The following is a 15304-nucleotide window of genomic DNA, read 5'->3' as shown; positions in this document are numbered from 1 at the left end:
TGCCCAATAGAGACGACACGATCCGATCAATACTCGACACACGTCCCACCGCGCGTCTCCCGATCCTTGGACCCTGTCTAAGAAAAACCCCTGATCCAAAGGGTCTCTCTAAGACAGGCTTGGCTGGGCATGGAAATCCCATGCCCAGCCTCGCATGAATGCTCGCCGGTCCCGTAAGGGACCGTTAAGCGATTACTTGAGCTCGACTTCCGCGCCAGCTGCTTCCAGCTTCGCCTTGATGTCTTCGGCTTCGTCTTTGGAAACCTGCTCTTTGACAGCCTTGCCGCCTGCTTCGACCAGTTCCTTGGCTTCTTTGAGGCCAAGACCGGTGATGCCGCGGACTTCCTTGATCACGTTGATCTTGGATGCGCCAGCCGACTTCAGGATGACGTCGAATTCGGTCTGCTCTTCGCCACCGCCTGCTGCGCCGCCTGCATCTGCCGGGCCCGCCATCATCACTGCGCCGCCAGCTGCGGGCTCGATGCCGTACTCGTCTTTCAGGATTGTTTTCAGTTCTTGTGCTTCGAGAAGCGTCAGACCAACGATCTCTTCTGCCAGTTTTTTCAGATCAGCCATTTTGACTTTGTCCTATCTAAATGTGTTCCAACGTCAGGGTGTTCAACCCTACGAGGTTTCGTTCAGGTGCCTTACGCCGCTTTTTCTTCGATGGTCGAAAGAATGGAGGCGATGTTCGATGCAGGTGCGCCAATCGCGCCAGCGATGTTGGCGGCCGGTGCGCCAATGCAGCCGACGATGGAAGCGATGAGCTCCTCGCGCGACGGCATCTTGGACACGGCTTCCACGCCGGCCCGGTCAAGTGCGGTTTCACCCATTGCACCGCCAAGGATTTCGAACTTCTTGTTCTCCTTGGCGAAGTCCTCGACCACTTTGGCAGCTGCCACGGGGTCTTCGGAATAGGTGAGAACCGTCATGCCGGTCAGATAGTCAGCGATGCTTGCGCAGGGCTTTCCATCCAGGGCAATCTTGGCCAGACGGTTTTTGGCGACACGTACGGAGCTGCCAGCGGCGCGTGCGCGCCCCCGCAGATCCTGCATCTCGGCAACTGTGAGACCTTCGTAGTGGGCAACCACAACGACGCCAGAGCTTTCGAAGATCTGGCCGAGTTCCTCGACCACTTTCTCTTTTTGGGCTCTATCCACAGGTGTACTCCAGTTTGGGGGGCGGACCCCCCGGCTCAGTAAAACCGGATCGCTCCGGCGGTTTTGGTCCGCTCTTGTGCGGTCCCAAACCCGCCCAGCGCTCAACGGGTGAGCCTTGGCATGTCAGTCTGTTCCCGCCTCGGGCAGGATTTATTGCGGCATATGCCCCAACCCACCGTCTCGGACGTAATACAAAAGAGCGCGGGACGAATCACGCGCTCTGATGCAGATGCGGGGATAGTACGACTGCACGGATTTGCCAAGCCCCATGGCCTGCAAATCCACCCTAGTGCAGTCAAAACTTCGGACACGACACTAGCACGTGCCCGCGGGAACGCAAAATGCTTCTTTTGTCACCGCGTTCTGTATCCCGGAACGCTGGCGCGACACGTCAGCCGAAACCTCGGCCTGCGCCGCTATAGGTCAAAGAAATCACCGATATTCGTGATGATCGCGGTCAGGATCAGCGTCGCACACACCAACATTGCGATCCAGAACGCGAATTGCATGAGAACCGCGCCAATCCCGAGACCGATCGCGTATTTCGGCAATGACGTGGGTTCGTGCCGAAACAGGCTGATCCCTCCCAGCACGACCGCGAGTCCCGCCAGAACTGGCGTCAGGATCATAAGAAGCGGGGTGGGATTGAACGGTTTGGGTTTCGGAGCAACCGGCTCCGGTTTCTCGACAAACACACCTGTCGCCGCATCTTTGATGTCCCGAGCAATTTCGCCAATGGTCGTACCCACACTCTGCTGAGGTTCGGGCAGCAATGCGCCGGAAATCAACAACATGGAGACAACAAGCGCGCCGACACCAAAGAAAAAACCGACCAACCCAAAATTCGCGCGCTGCGCGGGTTCCGCAAGTGACATGACATGTCCTCTCACAAACTCTGCGAGAGTGCGTGATGGCGCGCAAAAAAGCCCTGAATAAGGTGGCAAATGGGCCATTGTTTGCATAGCGCCACCGCAGAAACGAAAAACGGCGCCCTTGCGAGCGCCGTTTCCCAATCGTCTTCCTGTCAGCCTTACTGGCTGGCGGCGTCATCCACAGAAACCGACACGCCCGGACCCATGGTCGAGGACAGTGCGATCTTTTTCATGTAGGTGCCCTTCGCGCCTGTCGGCTTGGCTTTGGCCACAGCATCGACGAACGCCTTGACGTTCTCAACCAGCTTCGCGTCGTCGAACGACACTTTGCCGATTCCAGCATGCACGACACCGGCTTTTTCCGCCTTGAACTGAACCTGGCCGCCCTTGGCGTCTTCGACAGCCTGCTTGACGTCCATGGTCACGGTGCCGACCTTCGGGTTCGGCATCAGGTTGCGCGGGCCAAGCACCTTCCCCAGACGGCCAACGATCGGCATCATGTCCGGGGTTGCGATGCAGCGGTCGAACTCGATGGTTCCGCCCTGAACGGTTTCCATCAGGTCTTCTGCGCCAACGATGTCCGCACCGGCAGCCTTGGCTTCATCAGCCTTCGGGCCACGTGCGAACACGGCAACGCGCACGGTCTTGCCGGTGCCGTTCGGCAGGCCGACCACGCCGCGGACCATCTGGTCTGCGTGGCGCGGGTCAACGCCGAGGTTCATGGCGATTTCCAGCGTTTCGTCGAACTTTGCATTTGCGGTGCTCTTGATCAGGGCAACGGCTTCGGCAACGGACAGGTCCTCTTTGCCGGCAAAGGCTTCGCGAGCGGCGCGGGTGCGTTTTCCAAGCTTAGCCATCTTACTTCACCTCGATGCCCATGGACTTCGCAGAGCCCAGGATAATCTGCATTGCACCTTCAACGTCATTGGCGTTGAGGTCTTTCATCTTGGCTTCCGCGATCTCGCGCACCTGCGCGACGGTCACGGTTGCGATGGTCTCGCGGCCCGGGTTCTCGGCACCACGCGGACGGTTCCGCTTGCCTACCGGCTTCAGGCCAGCGGCCTTCTTCAGGTAGTAGGACGCCGGCGGCGTCTTGATGTTCATGGTGAAGGACTTGTCCTGGTAATAGACAATCTCCGTCGGGCAGGGTGCGCCCTGCTCCATGTCCTGCGTCTTGGCGTTGAACGCCTTGCAGAATTCCATGATGTTGATGCCGCGCTGACCCAGCGCAGGGCCCACGGGCGGGCTCGGGTTGGCTTGACCTGCAGGAATCTGCAGCTTCATCTTGCCAGCAAGTTTCTTGGCCATCTGGCCTCTCCTTTTCCAACGACCTCGGGGCGCGCCCCTTGGTCACTCATGTTGTGTGGTCAGGTCCGGACATCGCGACGCCCTCGCCTCCCACATGGATTGCCGCCTCTGGCGACAGGCGTGCGCGATACACGCTCATCATCGGGTTTGCAAGCCTTTCCCACGCGCGGTCGCGCAGCGCGTTTACTGCGCCGCGATACTTGGGACGTCGTGAGCCATTTCCGAGAAGATCCACTCCCGGAACTCACGCACCATCTCATCATCCCTGCGCGCCTCGGGATAGGTGACCGAATAGATCACAACCGGCATCGTCACCGCATCGAACAACCGCACCAGACGACCCGAAGCAAGGGTCCCGCGCACCATCATGTCATAGGCCAGTGACACGCCCTGCCCCTGCTCGGCAGCAGTGGTGGACAACTCGCAGTTCGGAAAAGTCGGCCCTCGCGGCATCTCCGGGGTCTCCAAACCGGCTGCGCTGAACCACTCGGGCCATGCGTCCAGCACTTCGTCATGCATCAGCCTGACCCGCAACAGATCCTCGGGACTCTGGATGTTCTCGCGCGCCCGCAGTTCCGGGCTGATGACAGGATACCGGTTCGAGCTCATGAGCGGCTCGGTCACAAGTCCGGGAACCGGATCATCCTGCCACTGGATCACCACATCGCTTTCGTTCGACGAGAAATCCAGCGACGGCGCCCCGACCGACACCCGCAAGCGGACCCGGTCTCCAAAGGACAGGCGATGCAGCCGTGGCACCAGCCAGCGCGCCGCAAATCCGGGGGTGCAAAGGACACCGAAGGTCCGGGGTCCGGATTGCGTGATCGACCGGGTCGATTCGTCGAACGCATCCAGAAGGTGCGTCAGTTTCCCGGCATACCCCTCCCCAGTGAGGGTCAGCGCAATCGTGTTTCCGGATCGTTCGAACAGGGCGGTGTCCAGATAGTCTTCCAAGGCCCTGATCTGGTGACTGACCGCAGACGGCGACAGACACAGCTCATCAGCAGCCTGCTTGAAACTCAGATGCCGTGCGGCGGCTTCGAAGGCTTTCACGGCAGCAAATGGCGGCAGTTTGCGTCCCATGGATGAATTCCTCTCATCCGCACGTGAATTTTCCCCTTTTGCGCGCGGATCACCGAAATCCTAGCATTTTTTCACCAAATTCCAAAATCCAGCAGAGGTTGCCATGACCTTGTTTCACCGCTTCGGCGCACTGGTGACGTGCGCCCTGATCACCCTTTTGCCCATCGCCCGGCCTGCGGACGCCGCCCAGGATGACCTGCTTGCATGGCGCAACGCGAAGTCCCTGCCAGAACTCGTGGCGCATCTCGAGACATGGCTCGACGCGAATACCGATCTTCAAAGGCGGGCCGCTGCCCCGACGATCGAATGGGTCAGCCCGGCCAAGGCCGCCTATCTGCAGGGGGGCGCTCAGGCCGCGAAAGCCGAAACCACACGCGGCCTCTATGATCCGGACACGCAGGCGATCTATCTGGTGCAGCCCTGGAGTGCCCGCGATCCGTTCGATGTCAGCGTGTTGCTGCATGAACTGGTGCACCATCGTCAGAACGGCGGCGGCCACTGGTACTGCCCCGGCGCACAGGAACTGGACGCCTATCGCACGCAGGACGCTTGGCTGGCAGAGCTTGGCCTAGAAGCCAACGTGAACTGGATCGCCGTCATCCTCGAAGCTGGTTGCACGCCGCGGGACATCCACCCTGACTGATCACACCGGCAGAAACGAAAAAGGCCCGCGCGATGCGGGCCTGTTCTCGTGAACGCTTCGGTCCTCAACTTTGCTTCGTGACCTGCGTGTATTCCAGCTCGACCGGGGTTTCCCGGCCAAAGATCACAACCGAAACCTTGAGGCGCTGGTTTTCGTCGTCGACCTCTTCGATCATGCCGTCGAAATCCTCGAACGGGCCATCGTTGACCTTGACCTTCTCGCCCACCTCGAAATGGATGAGCGTGCGCGGCGCTTCCTCGCCTTCGGCCACACGGCCGAGGATGGCCTGCACTTCGGCATCGCGCATCGGCATCGGACGGCCCTGAGGACCGAGGAACCCTGTAACCCGGTTGATCGAGTTTATCAGGTGATAGCCCTTGTCGGACATCTCCATGCGTACGAGAACGTAACCGGGCATGAAGCGGCGCTCTGCCGTCACTTTCTTGCCCCGGCGAATCTCGATCACCTCTTCTGTCGGAACCAGGACTTCTTCGATTTCGTCCTGAAGGCCCTGTTCTTCGACCGCCTGAAGGATCTGTTCAGCGATCTTCTTCTCGAAGTTCGAGAGGACGCTGACCGAGTACCACCGCTTCGCCATCTGGTTACAAACCTCTTTGTCCGCGCGGCTGAAACGCCGTCTGATTGCCTGTGCGGGCCGCTGCCGCACTGCCCGCTCCGGAATAAAAAAGCGGCGTGCAACTCGAATCGATGCACGCCTCATTCCGTTCTTGCCGGTGAAGTACCGACTTACTCTGCGCTTTTCAAGTACCGACCGGGTTTAACCGAACAGGTTCAGCAATCCCTGAAGCCCGCTGCGGATCAGCAGATCGACCAGTGCAAAGAACACCGCAGTCAGCGCCGCCATGATGAAAACCATGACAGTGGTCAGCAGAACCTCGCGCCGTGTCGGCCAGACAATCTTCGACACCTCAGCCCGAACCTGCTGAATGAACTGAAGCGGATTGGTCGTTGCCATTGGGTTGGCCTCACTTTGCGTTACTGCTGCGCTGCACTTAGCGAAGCCGCTTCGTTAATTCAAGCGAGGTGAAAAAGAAAGCCCGGAGCCCGCATGGGACGTGAACGCGCGATTGCCGTCGTGCAGGTGATTGTTCCCGCACAAGCTCTCACAATGATGTGTCTGTTTTTTCGCTGTTTTTCAGGAACGATCCTCAGTGGCGTCTGTTTGTCCCCCGGAACCGGCGGCGCACCGTGCCGCCAAAGCTGAACTGAACAGTCACTGTTCTGAAACGAAAGGACAACGCAATGAAACGCATGATGATTGCAACCGCACTCGCAACGACCCTCGGCACCGCAGGCTTTGCCGCAACCGAAGCACAGATCGACCAGGTGCAGAGCTTCAACGCGTCCGTCGATACATCGACCTTCACGGACCGTGACTTCGACATTGCCTATGGCATCGTGACCTCTGGCATGTCGACCGGCGAAAAAACCGCCAAGCTGCGTGCACTGGCCACCGACGACAACATCGATACGGGCCTCGCAACGATCAGCGAAGCTGAAATGGCGCGCCTGCAGGACTACGCACCGGATGCCGATTTCGGCAGCATCACACAGGCTCAGGCCGAAGCGGCTCTGGCCATCACCTATGGCGGTGAAAGCCGCGCCGTGATCACCGAGCGCGTCCAGAGCATTCTGGAAGGTGCCAAGATGGACACCGAGATGATGGCGATGGTCACAACCGGCCAGGCCAGCATGATTGAAGGCTATGTTCCGAATGCCGACCTCTCGGCCCTGAGCGAAGATGAACTTGCGTTGGCGCTGAGCTACATCCACAGCAGCATGCCGCGCAGCGAAAAGGTCGCAAAGATCGAGTCGCTTCTGAACTGACCTGATGCCATAAGGTCAGAAAGGCCGTCCTTCGGGGCGGCCTTTTTTTCGTGCAGCGCCGCAACAGGTTCCAATGAAAAGGAAGGTGGCAGTGCGCGCAGTCTGGAGCTATCCAGTCTCCATCGAATTTCCCTGTTAACAGGGAATTTACAGGGAATTTTTTCGATTTTGACCTGTTTTGAACAATTTGACCTGAATAATTTTACAGTAAAACAGAGGTTTATGTCGCGATTTCCCTAAAACATGGAACAGGGAATTTTTTATCCATCAACAGGGAATTTATTCGGGCGAACAGGGAAATTTTGGGAAGCATCAGGGAAGCAGTTTTTTGGGGTAGGGAGGCTATATGAGGTCGCCTGCCTCAGCTCCAATAGTTGCTGGCGGTACCTCGGCCCAAATCGGGACCAGTGCGCTTCAAATTGTGGTCTAACAAATGGCAAGAAAGTCTGTCAGCGGACCTTGGCGCATCTCGCAGAAAATGACCGGTATGAGCCCAAAGCGGCCATCAATATGCGGATATCATCGGCAACACTACCGAAAGACTGGGCGAATTGCCCCTTCTCGCAATGTAAAACCACGTCAAATCCATTGACTTCAGCCGCGCCGGACCAAATTTTTGATCAAATGCGCTCGCTATGGTGAGCGAAACCAATGAGATCGAGGGGGAGCAAATGCCGACTGAATTCCCGACCCAAGCGCAATGTGTGATTATCGGGGGCGGGTCGCTCGGCTGCAATATCGCCTATCATCTGACCAAGCTTGGCATGACGGATGTTGTCGTCCTTGAGCGGGACAAGCTGACCTCGGGGACCACTTGGCATGCGGCGGGCGAGATCGTGCCAGCGGTCTTGGGCAGCGAATGGGAGTGCGAGCTTTACACCTATGGCCGGAATCTGATCGCGGGTCTCGAGGAAGAGACCGGTCAGGCGACCGGGTTCCGTCAGGTTGGATATATCCAGCCTGCCGATACGCCGGAACGCCTTGAAGAGTTACGCCGTGGTGCCGCTTTCATGCGCCGCTTTGGGATTGAGATGCACGAGATTACGCCATTGGAAGCGGCGGAGCGATTTCCTGTGGGTGACTTTTCCGACACGATTGCCGCGTTCTGGTATCCGCTTGAAGGGCGGACCAACCCGGTCGACACGACGCAGGCGCTCGCCCGTGGCGCGCGCAGCCGTGGCGCGAAAGTGATCGAGGATGTCTCAGTTCGTCGCATACTGACCGAGAACGGGCGCGCGGTCGGTGTCGAAACCGATCAGGGACGGATTACCGCAGAGCATGTGGTGATCGCAGCCGGCATGTGGTCGCGGGAGATTGGTGCGCGGGCTGGCATCAACCTGCCGCTTCAGGCGGCCGAGCACTACTACCTCATCACCGAGCAACTTTAAGGGGTAAACCGCGACCTGCCGCTTCTTGAGGACGCGCATTCCTGGGCCTATTTCCGCGAGGAAACCGGAGGGCTGCTGGTCGGACTGTTCGAACCCGACGCGGTGGCGTGGAATGTCGACTCGATCCCCAAAAACTTCACGTTCGGCGAAATCGAACCCGATTGGGACCGCGTCGTGCCGCATCTGGAGGCGGCGTTCAAACGTGTCCCCGGTGCCACGAATGCTGGTGTACGCAAGCTCTTCTGCGGGCCGGAGAGCTTTACACCAGACCTCGCACCCCTCGTTGGCGAGGCGCCAAATCTCACTAACTGTTGGGTCGCCGCCGGGCTGAACTCTCTCGGTATTTTGAACGGGCCTGGTCTGGGCATGACGCTAGCGCATTGGATCGTCGACGGTCACTGCCCTGTCGATCACACAGCGTTTAACGTGGATCGTTTTGCCGATGGGACGCACAACACCCCCGCCTTTCGCCGGGAGCGTACGAAAGAGCTGTTGGCAAAGAGCTTTGGGGCGCATTTCCCGAACGACACGTTCAAGACCGCGCGTGTCCTGAAACGCTCCGTTCTCTACGATCGGCTCAAGGCCGCTGGTGCGTATTTCGTCGAAAGCCACGGTTGGGAGCAGCCCGACTGGTTCGCACCGTCCCCCGAAGTGGCCAAGATCGAAGCCTACAGTTGGGGCCGGCAGAATTGGTGGGACTGGCACGCGGCCGAGCATCAAGCGGCGCGCGAGGATGTGATCCTGATGGATATGTCCTCGATGTCCAAGTTTGAGGTTCAGGGGCGTGATGCTGTGAGCCTACTGAACCGGATCAGCTGTAACGACGTCGACGTCGCGCCGGGTCGCGTCGTCTACACGGCCTGGACCAACGAGACGGGTGGCTTCGAGGCCGACCTAACAGTCACACGTCTGGCAGAGGAGCGGTTCCTCGTCGTTGTAGGCGAAAATTCACACGGGCATACAGAGACTTGGATGCGTCGCCATATTGGCGCTGACGAGTTCGTGACGATCACCGACGTCACAGCGGGGATCACGCAGATCAACGTGCACGGCCCGAAGGCGCGGGCGCTGATGGAGAGGATCAGCGAGACCGATCTTTCGAACGAGGCGTTCCCCTTCATGACGGCGCAAGCGATCGACGTCGGGTATTTTAACGTGACCGCGCTCCGTGTGACTTATGTGGGCGAACTGGGGTGGGAACTTCATGTGCCGAACCTTCACGCGGTTCAGGTCTACGATCTTCTGAAGGAGGCCGGTGCCGAGTTCGGTGTGCGGGACGCGGGCATGCAGACGCTGTCGTCGCTCAGATTGGAGAAAGCATATCGAGATTTTGGGGTCGATGTAGACAACACGGACAACCCGATCGAGGCCGGGCTGGGCTTTGCCGTAAAGCTGGACAAGGCAGGCGGCTTCATTGGCCGGGATGCGCTTAGCGCGTTGAAATCTAAAGGCGTGCCCAAGCGGCGTATGCTGCACTTCCTTTTGAAAGACCCCGAGCCGCTGATGTATGGGAACGAGACGATCTACCTTAATGGCAGGGATGTCGGTCATATCCAGGTTGGAGCTTATGGCCATACGCTGGGCGGCGCGGTGGGTATCGGCTTTGCCGAGCACGAGGACGCACTCAAGGCGAATATCGTCTCCGAGGGTCAATGGGAAATTGACGTGGTGGGGATCCGGGTCCCGGCATTGGCATCGCTCAAACCGCTCTTCGACCCGTCGATGGCGCGCGTAAAGCAATAAGCGGTTGGCTGCAGTCAATGCTTCCAATAATCATTCACCTAGCAACACCGCTCGCACTAAGCGCTCCACACTTCGGCCGGATTGTCCCGCAACTCAGCTACAAGACAGTGCCGGACCAAGGGGCGCTACTCTCGAAACCTGTCATCGAGGTCGCAAAGCGGACGTTGCTCCGAATGCAGACAGCGCTGAGTGACAGCTATTCGGCTTTAAGCAGTCATCTGACCGAAACACTCAGATGTCTCAGGAGAGCCCACTGCATACCCGCGCCTTCTTTCGACCTCGCGCCCGCAGCATTTCAAGGCAAGGATTAGCGCACCGCGGTGCGGCATCAAAACCGGACGTTCGGGCCAGCTGCAGTGAGATCAAGGTCAGCAATGACTGAGTCGCGGGACTATGCAGACGAGATGCGGTTGCGAAATACTAGTTCAGAATGGCCCTATTTAGACCCATGGATAACCGCCGCTTTCCGGTGAACGACTCTGTAACACATCCACTGATATGTTACAGAATCCGCACACCGTTTGGCGCAAATCAATGCATCCAAGGTCGCTTGCACACGATTGCGTGATGAGCAGATCTGAGTTCGGCCACGGGCACGTCTCCCTTCCATATGCAAATGAGCTTGGACAATACAAAGGGAAAGCATTCACATGACAATCATCCGCAAATTCGCCGCAGCCGCGGCAACCGCCATGACACTGGGTACCGCCGCGAGCGCGGCTGACATCGTCGAAATCGCATCGGGCGACGAGCGTTTCTCGACTCTTGTGGCCGCGGTCAGCGCTGCTGGCCTGGTTGAGACGCTGCAGGGCCCTGGCCCGTTCACTGTATACGCACCCGTGAACGACGCTTTTGCTGCGCTGCCTGAGGGTACCGTGGAAACGCTGTTGGAACCAGAGAACAAAGGTCAGCTGACTAATATCCTCCTTTACCATGTCGATGACCGCAAACTTACCGCTGAGATGATCCCGAACGGTTCGAACTACTTCAAGCCAGTCTTGGTATCAGAGCGGTTGTGCATCACTAAAGACTCGTCTGGCGTGTCCATCGCCGATGGCACCGGCGAAAGCGCCAACGTGATCATCGCAAATATTGAAGCCGACAATGGCGTGATCCATGTGATCGACAAAGTTCTGCTGCCCGGCACCCGTCCTGCCTGTCACTGATCAAAGCTTCAAATTGAAATAAGGCCCCGGCATCGCCGGGGCCTTTCTCGCTTCCGCTTTGGGCTGATACTGTTGAAAAACTCCGAAATCGCGTAAATCTGAGTCAAGAATTTCCCGCACAAGACCGGTAGGATTTTTCAGCCGAGGGGCCGGCCAAATCCTGATACTGGCGGCCAGCGGGCGCCTCAGAGGCCGTGATCGATAGTTGTAGCAGACATTGGGGCTTGATCGCCTATTTGCGAAAAATCCAAGCCTCGCCGATTTCCGAGTTTTTCAACACAATCGGCTCGTTCCAGCTATTAGCTGCGCATAGTGTGAAGGTCTGCTTTAGCTCGACAGCTGACACCACTACCACGTCAGCCAGCGGAGTACGAACGGGTTGCCGCGCCGAACGAAGACCCGGCGCAGTTCGTCTCCCAAAAGAATTGCGAAGGCAAACGGAACCGAAAGCAAAAAGTGCCACCCTTCCAGCGGCGCTGTTCCAAAGAACGTATTGAAGGCAGGCACGTAGCTCATGCAGGCTAGAAACAGAAGTTCGCACGCAATCCCGAACAGAACAAGCTTGTTCGACCAGACGCCGACGGTGAACACGCTTTGGGTCCGTGTCCGACAGATGATCACATCGGCCACCTGACAGATGATGATGGACGCAAAGAACCCGGTGATGGCCGTCCGGTAGAGGGGATCGGAAATGGCAAGCTCTTGGCCCCATTGCCAGCCGCCGTTGTATAGGATCACGAAATAGGTGAAGAACCCGGCAGCCGCCTGGATCATACCGACAATTCCGTAGCTCATCAGCAGGAGGTTTCGGCTCAAGAGCCGTTCTCCGCGTGGTCGTGGTTTGCGCTTCATCACGTCTGTTTCCGGGCGTTCGGCACCCAAACCCAGCGCCGGGATAATGTCCGTCACGAGGTCGATCGACAGGATCAGGATCACACTAAGCGGCAGCGGGATGTCCAGAAGCACAAACGCGATGAAGGGGAGGATCTCGGGGATGTTTGAAGTCAGGATATAGGCAATGAACTTCTTGATATTGTCGAAGATGGTTCGGCCCTCTTCGACGGCGGCAACGATGGTAGCGAAGTTGTCGTCCATAAGCACCATGTTGCTGGCTTCTTTGGCCACGTCGGTGCCCATCAATCCCATCGCGACGCCCATGTCAGCGTTCTTGAGAGCCGGTGCATCGTTCACCCCGTCGCCGGTGACGGTCACAATCTCGTCGTTGGCTTGCAGGGCCTGCACCACTTGCATTTTTTGGACTGGGGCGATGCGCGCGAAAAGGATTTCGGGCTCGTCCCGCAGCAAGGTTTGAAGCTCAGCATCGCTCATTTCAGAAAGCTCGTCGCCCTGCACCACGCGCCCATGCTCGCCGACCATGCCAATCTGGCGCGCGATGGTCTTGGCGGTGAGGCCGTAATCGCCGGTCAGCATGATCACACGGATCCCCGCCGAGCGGCATTTTTCCAGCGCTTCGGGCACCTCAGACCGCGGCGGATCGATCATGCCGGTGAGCCCAAGAAACACGTAACCCTCTTCCGGCACCTCGTTTCGCTGGCACTCGCGTATGGCAAAGGCCAGCCCGCGTTCGCCACGCCCGGCAAGGTCGCGAAACGCCTCGATCACGTCCGCGCGCCGATCCTTAGTCAAGGAATACTCCTGACCGTCGAGCGCGATCCGGTCACACATGGCAAGCACAACCTCAGGTGCACCTTTCAAATAGGCCTGCGCGCCATTTCCGGGGTCGGCGACAACGATCATGCGCTTGGTCATGGAGTTGAATGGCTGCTCGGCGAGTTCCTCGACCTGACGAAGCGCGCCTACATTGACGTGGTTTTTCGCATAAAGCAGCAATGCGCCTTCAGTTGCGTCACCGGCGAACCCGTCATCCGTCAGGTAGGCGTTATTGCAGACGCACATGACCGAGAGCAGTCGATCAATGTCGGGTGCGGTCGTTATCCGCGTGTCATCCAAAGCATAGTCTTGCCCGCCAAGGACAACCGTGTTCACTCCAAGCCGGTTTTGCGTCAGCGTGCCCGTCTTGTCGGTGCAGATGACCGTTGTGGACCCGAGTGTTTCGACGCTTTCCAAATTCTTGATCAATGCGTTCTTCTGCGCCATCCGACGGCTCGCCATGGTCAGGCTAAGCGTCACGGTGGGCAGCAAACCTTCGGGCACGTTCGCCACGATGATCCCGATCGCGAAGATCAGGCTGCTGATGACACCGTTGCCAATGGCGACGGAGACCGCGAAGAAGCTGACCCCAAGAAAGATCGCGATGAAGCTGATGACCTTGATGAAGTATTCGAGTTCCCGGTGGATTGGCGTCTCGGTCGACTTGGTCGATTTGGTGAGTTGGACAATGCTGCCGATCTGCGTGTCCATCCCGGTTTGGCAGAGCAGCACGCGCGCTTCGCCGTTCTGAACCAGCGAGCCTGAAAACACCATGTTCGGGCTCTCAAGCGCATTCACCGCGCTTTTGTCTGCGTCGAGCAATTGCGGTTCGCTCTCTCCGGTGAGTGAAGAATTGTCGACCTTCAGTTCTTTCGCGGCGAGAAGGCGACCATCCGCAGGAACCCTGTCGCCTTCGTTCAGGATAATGACGTCGCCGGGCACAAGTTCGAAAACCGGCACTTCGCGTGGCGACCCGTCGCGGATTGCGGTGATCATTGACGGCAGCATCTTGTTGAAGCTGTCCATGATCCGTTCGCTCTGATGTTCCTGTAAATATGTGAAGGCTGCGTTCAAGACCACGACGGCCAAAAGAGCGATGGAGATGTAGAGGTTGCCTTGTCCGGGTTCCATGCGCTCGGCCGTCATCGCCAGCGCGCCGCCAACGAACAAGAGAAGCGCAAAGAAGTTTTTGAATTGCAGCAGGAACTTGATGATCTCGGGCGTTTCTTTGCCAACGCTCAGTTCGTTGGGACCATGAATATCTAAACGCGCCGTGGCCTCGGAGGTTGTTAACCCGTCCCGCGTGCTTTGGAGATCGTCAAGAACGTCCTCAAGAGGCTTGGTGTGAAATGGCAAAATGCGTCCAATCTGACCCTGTCTGTCGGCTTCTGGCAAGATCTCCGGACCAAACGAGGGTCACGCCGCCTGGCCTACTTAAGCGAGATTTTTTGACATGATGCTTCAGGTATCCGTCATGAACGCATCGAGATGTTCATGGAGGGTGTCCCAGTCTGTATATTCTCGGACACCATCGATCAGATCCACTGGGCGTCCCTCCAGAACCACATGGTGCACAATTTGACTTTCAAAATATCCGTAGCTCTCTGCCCGAACCGCGCCCGCGACGAGAAGTTCACGATCAAAAGATATACCAATCCGCATTTTCATCTCGGTCAGATATTCCTGCGCTTCCGCACGCCCCTCATCGAAAGACGCCTTTAGACTGACGGACAGCATCATTGTGGGCAGCGCTTTCAACTTGTCAGCTTGAGCCGCCACTATGACTTCAAAATCCTTCGGGTGCCGCCTCTCATGTACAGGGGCAGCCAGCACTACCCTGTCTATCCCATCCAGATTTAAAGACGCAGATCTGTCTGCGGTATTGAACAGACTTACAGAGTGGCCACTCTCCTTCAGCCTTTCCGTGACAAATGCCGCAATTTTCTTGGTTTGGCCCTCCAAGCTTTCGAAGATCACCGCAATGTTCATCTGTACTCCCCCCAACTAAGCGAACTGCGGTAGAGAAAGATACTCCCCTTCTCTACAATCCCTTGAGCCTGAAATCATGTCCTAGGCAGGCCGGACAGTGCCTTGCTCTGGATCAAGGCGGGCAACATATAGGGCATGCTTTTGATCAACGTTCCAACACGTCTAGTGAACTTGGGCTTCAACGACTGGTTTGCCCGCTAGGCGGTCATTAGCCACTTCTCAACGATTGGCGGCTTCGAGCCCGCAGCGGACCATGGCACACTGCTCGCGAACTTAGATTTCGTGGTGTCGCGGATGAGCTGCCCAACCATTTCAGCACTCCCACTAACCGGGATCTGCTCGACATCTTGTTGGAGTGTTGTCCAGGGTCGCGGACCTTGCTCAGATATGAGGGAGTAGAGGAAAGCCGATCCGTCGCATCATCTTGTTAGGG

At 57.8% G+C, this 15304-nt stretch carries 14 protein-coding genes and 1 pseudogene; 5 read left to right on the top strand and 10 right to left on the bottom strand.

The genetic code is table 11. The features are described from left to right. Positions 1-192 precede the first annotated feature (192 nt). The 6 genes from rplL to MGEO_RS19345 all read right to left on the bottom strand — a co-directional run bounded on the left by rplL (position 193) and on the right by MGEO_RS19345 (position 4423). Positions 193-576, bottom strand: a complete 384-nt coding sequence (gene rplL, locus MGEO_RS19370; RefSeq protein WP_085641387.1) for a 50S ribosomal protein L7/L12 — start codon at positions 574-576, stop codon at positions 193-195. Positions 577-647: 71 nt separating this feature from the next. Continuing rightward, positions 648-1160 carry a 50S ribosomal protein L10 gene (gene rplJ, locus MGEO_RS19365; protein ID WP_085641386.1) on the bottom strand — a complete coding sequence of 171 codons (513 nt, stop codon included), beginning with the start codon at positions 1158-1160 and terminating at the stop codon, positions 648-650. Between the two features lie 416 nt (positions 1161-1576). Beyond that, on the bottom strand, positions 1577-2035 hold the full coding sequence (locus MGEO_RS19360; RefSeq protein WP_085641385.1) for a hypothetical protein: 459 nt from the start codon (positions 2033-2035) through the stop codon (positions 1577-1579). 155 nt (positions 2036-2190) lie between these two features. Then, on the bottom strand, positions 2191-2889 hold the full coding sequence (gene rplA, locus MGEO_RS19355) for a 50S ribosomal protein L1 (protein WP_085641384.1): 699 nt from the start codon (positions 2887-2889) through the stop codon (positions 2191-2193). Between the two features lies 1 nt (position 2890). Further along, complete coding sequence (gene rplK, locus MGEO_RS19350; protein WP_085641383.1) at positions 2891-3340, bottom strand: 50S ribosomal protein L11; 450 nt, start codon at positions 3338-3340, stop codon at positions 2891-2893. Between the two features lie 183 nt (positions 3341-3523). Beyond that, positions 3524-4423, bottom strand: coding sequence for a LysR substrate-binding domain-containing protein (locus MGEO_RS19345; protein WP_085641382.1), 900 nt, complete (start codon positions 4421-4423; stop codon positions 3524-3526). A 103-nt stretch (positions 4424-4526) separates the two neighbouring features. On the opposite strand from MGEO_RS19345, the gene MGEO_RS19340 reads away from it, so the two are divergent. Beyond that, positions 4527-5066, top strand: a complete 540-nt coding sequence (locus tag MGEO_RS19340; protein ID WP_085641381.1) for a DUF6647 family protein — start codon at positions 4527-4529, stop codon at positions 5064-5066. A gap of 64 nt (positions 5067-5130) precedes the next feature. Here MGEO_RS19340 and nusG read toward each other — a convergent pair whose 3' ends face one another. Beyond that, entirely contained in the window at positions 5131-5664 is a 534-nt protein-coding gene (nusG, locus tag MGEO_RS19335; protein ID WP_085641380.1) for a transcription termination/antitermination protein NusG, read from the bottom strand. 180 nt (positions 5665-5844) lie between these two features. After that, a complete protein-coding gene (gene secE / locus MGEO_RS19330; RefSeq protein WP_085641379.1) occupies positions 5845-6042 on the bottom strand; it encodes a preprotein translocase subunit SecE in 198 nt (65 codons plus the stop codon). 287 nt (positions 6043-6329) lie between these two features. On the opposite strand from secE, the gene MGEO_RS19325 reads away from it, so the two are divergent. The 4 genes and pseudogenes from MGEO_RS19325 (at position 6330) to MGEO_RS19315 (ending at position 11211) form a co-directional block, all read left to right on the top strand. After that, positions 6330-6914 carry a hypothetical protein gene (locus MGEO_RS19325; RefSeq protein WP_085641378.1) on the top strand — a complete coding sequence of 195 codons (585 nt, stop codon included), beginning with the start codon at positions 6330-6332 and terminating at the stop codon, positions 6912-6914. Between the two features lie 635 nt (positions 6915-7549). Then, positions 7550-8674: pseudogene (locus MGEO_RS21800) on the top strand (NAD(P)/FAD-dependent oxidoreductase); the annotation flags it as partial. Further along, complete coding sequence (locus tag MGEO_RS21795; protein ID WP_233140019.1) at positions 8669-10045, top strand: glycine cleavage T C-terminal barrel domain-containing protein; 1377 nt, start codon at positions 8669-8671, stop codon at positions 10043-10045. The pseudogene MGEO_RS21800 and the gene MGEO_RS21795, both read left to right, overlap by 6 nt. A gap of 650 nt (positions 10046-10695) precedes the next feature. Further along, the gene (locus tag MGEO_RS19315; RefSeq protein ID WP_106299243.1) at positions 10696-11211 is read left to right on the top strand and encodes a fasciclin domain-containing protein; all 516 of its coding nucleotides are present in this window, start codon (positions 10696-10698) and stop codon (positions 11209-11211) included. 348 nt (positions 11212-11559) lie between these two features. Here the strand turns inward: MGEO_RS19315 and MGEO_RS19310 are convergent, their stop codons facing one another. Beyond that, a complete protein-coding gene (locus tag MGEO_RS19310) occupies positions 11560-14238 on the bottom strand; it encodes a cation-translocating P-type ATPase (protein WP_198948129.1) in 2679 nt (892 codons plus the stop codon). 105 nt (positions 14239-14343) lie between these two features. Then, positions 14344-14871, bottom strand: coding sequence for a flavodoxin domain-containing protein (locus MGEO_RS19305; RefSeq protein ID WP_085641377.1), 528 nt, complete (start codon positions 14869-14871; stop codon positions 14344-14346). Positions 14872-15304: the final 433 nt, after the last annotated feature.

The organism is Marivita geojedonensis (assembly GCF_002115805.1).
Classification (GTDB): Bacteria; Pseudomonadota; Alphaproteobacteria; order Rhodobacterales; family Rhodobacteraceae; genus Marivita; species Marivita geojedonensis.
Note: the sequence above shows the minus strand (reverse complement) of the source record. Positions and strands in the feature narration are given on the sequence as shown.

Bases quoted from the DNA above. Each gene is read 5' to 3' on its own strand.
- MGEO_RS19360 (WP_085641385.1), bottom strand. From the start codon at position 2,035: ATGTCACTTGCGGAACCCGCGCAGCGCGCGAATTTTGGGTTGGTCGGT.
- secE (WP_085641379.1), bottom strand. From the start codon at position 6,042: ATGGCAACGACCAATCCGCTTCAGTTCATTCAGCAGGTTCGGGCTGAG.
- rplA (WP_085641384.1), bottom strand. From the start codon at position 2,889: ATGGCTAAGCTTGGAAAACGCACCCGCGCCGCTCGCGAAGCCTTTGCC.
- MGEO_RS21795 (WP_233140019.1), top strand. From the start codon at position 8,669: ATGACGCTAGCGCATTGGATCGTCGACGGTCACTGCCCTGTCGATCAC.
- MGEO_RS19345 (WP_085641382.1), bottom strand. From the start codon at position 4,423: ATGGGACGCAAACTGCCGCCATTTGCTGCCGTGAAAGCCTTCGAAGCC.
- MGEO_RS19315 (WP_106299243.1), top strand. From the start codon at position 10,696: ATGACAATCATCCGCAAATTCGCCGCAGCCGCGGCAACCGCCATGACA.
- nusG (WP_085641380.1), bottom strand. From the start codon at position 5,664: ATGGCGAAGCGGTGGTACTCGGTCAGCGTCCTCTCGAACTTCGAGAAG.
- rplK (WP_085641383.1), bottom strand. From the start codon at position 3,340: ATGGCCAAGAAACTTGCTGGCAAGATGAAGCTGCAGATTCCTGCAGGT.
- MGEO_RS19325 (WP_085641378.1), top strand. From the start codon at position 6,330: ATGAAACGCATGATGATTGCAACCGCACTCGCAACGACCCTCGGCACC.
- MGEO_RS19305 (WP_085641377.1), bottom strand. From the start codon at position 14,871: ATGAACATTGCGGTGATCTTCGAAAGCTTGGAGGGCCAAACCAAGAAA.
- rplL (WP_085641387.1), bottom strand. From the start codon at position 576: ATGGCTGATCTGAAAAAACTGGCAGAAGAGATCGTTGGTCTGACGCTT.
- MGEO_RS19340 (WP_085641381.1), top strand. From the start codon at position 4,527: ATGACCTTGTTTCACCGCTTCGGCGCACTGGTGACGTGCGCCCTGATC.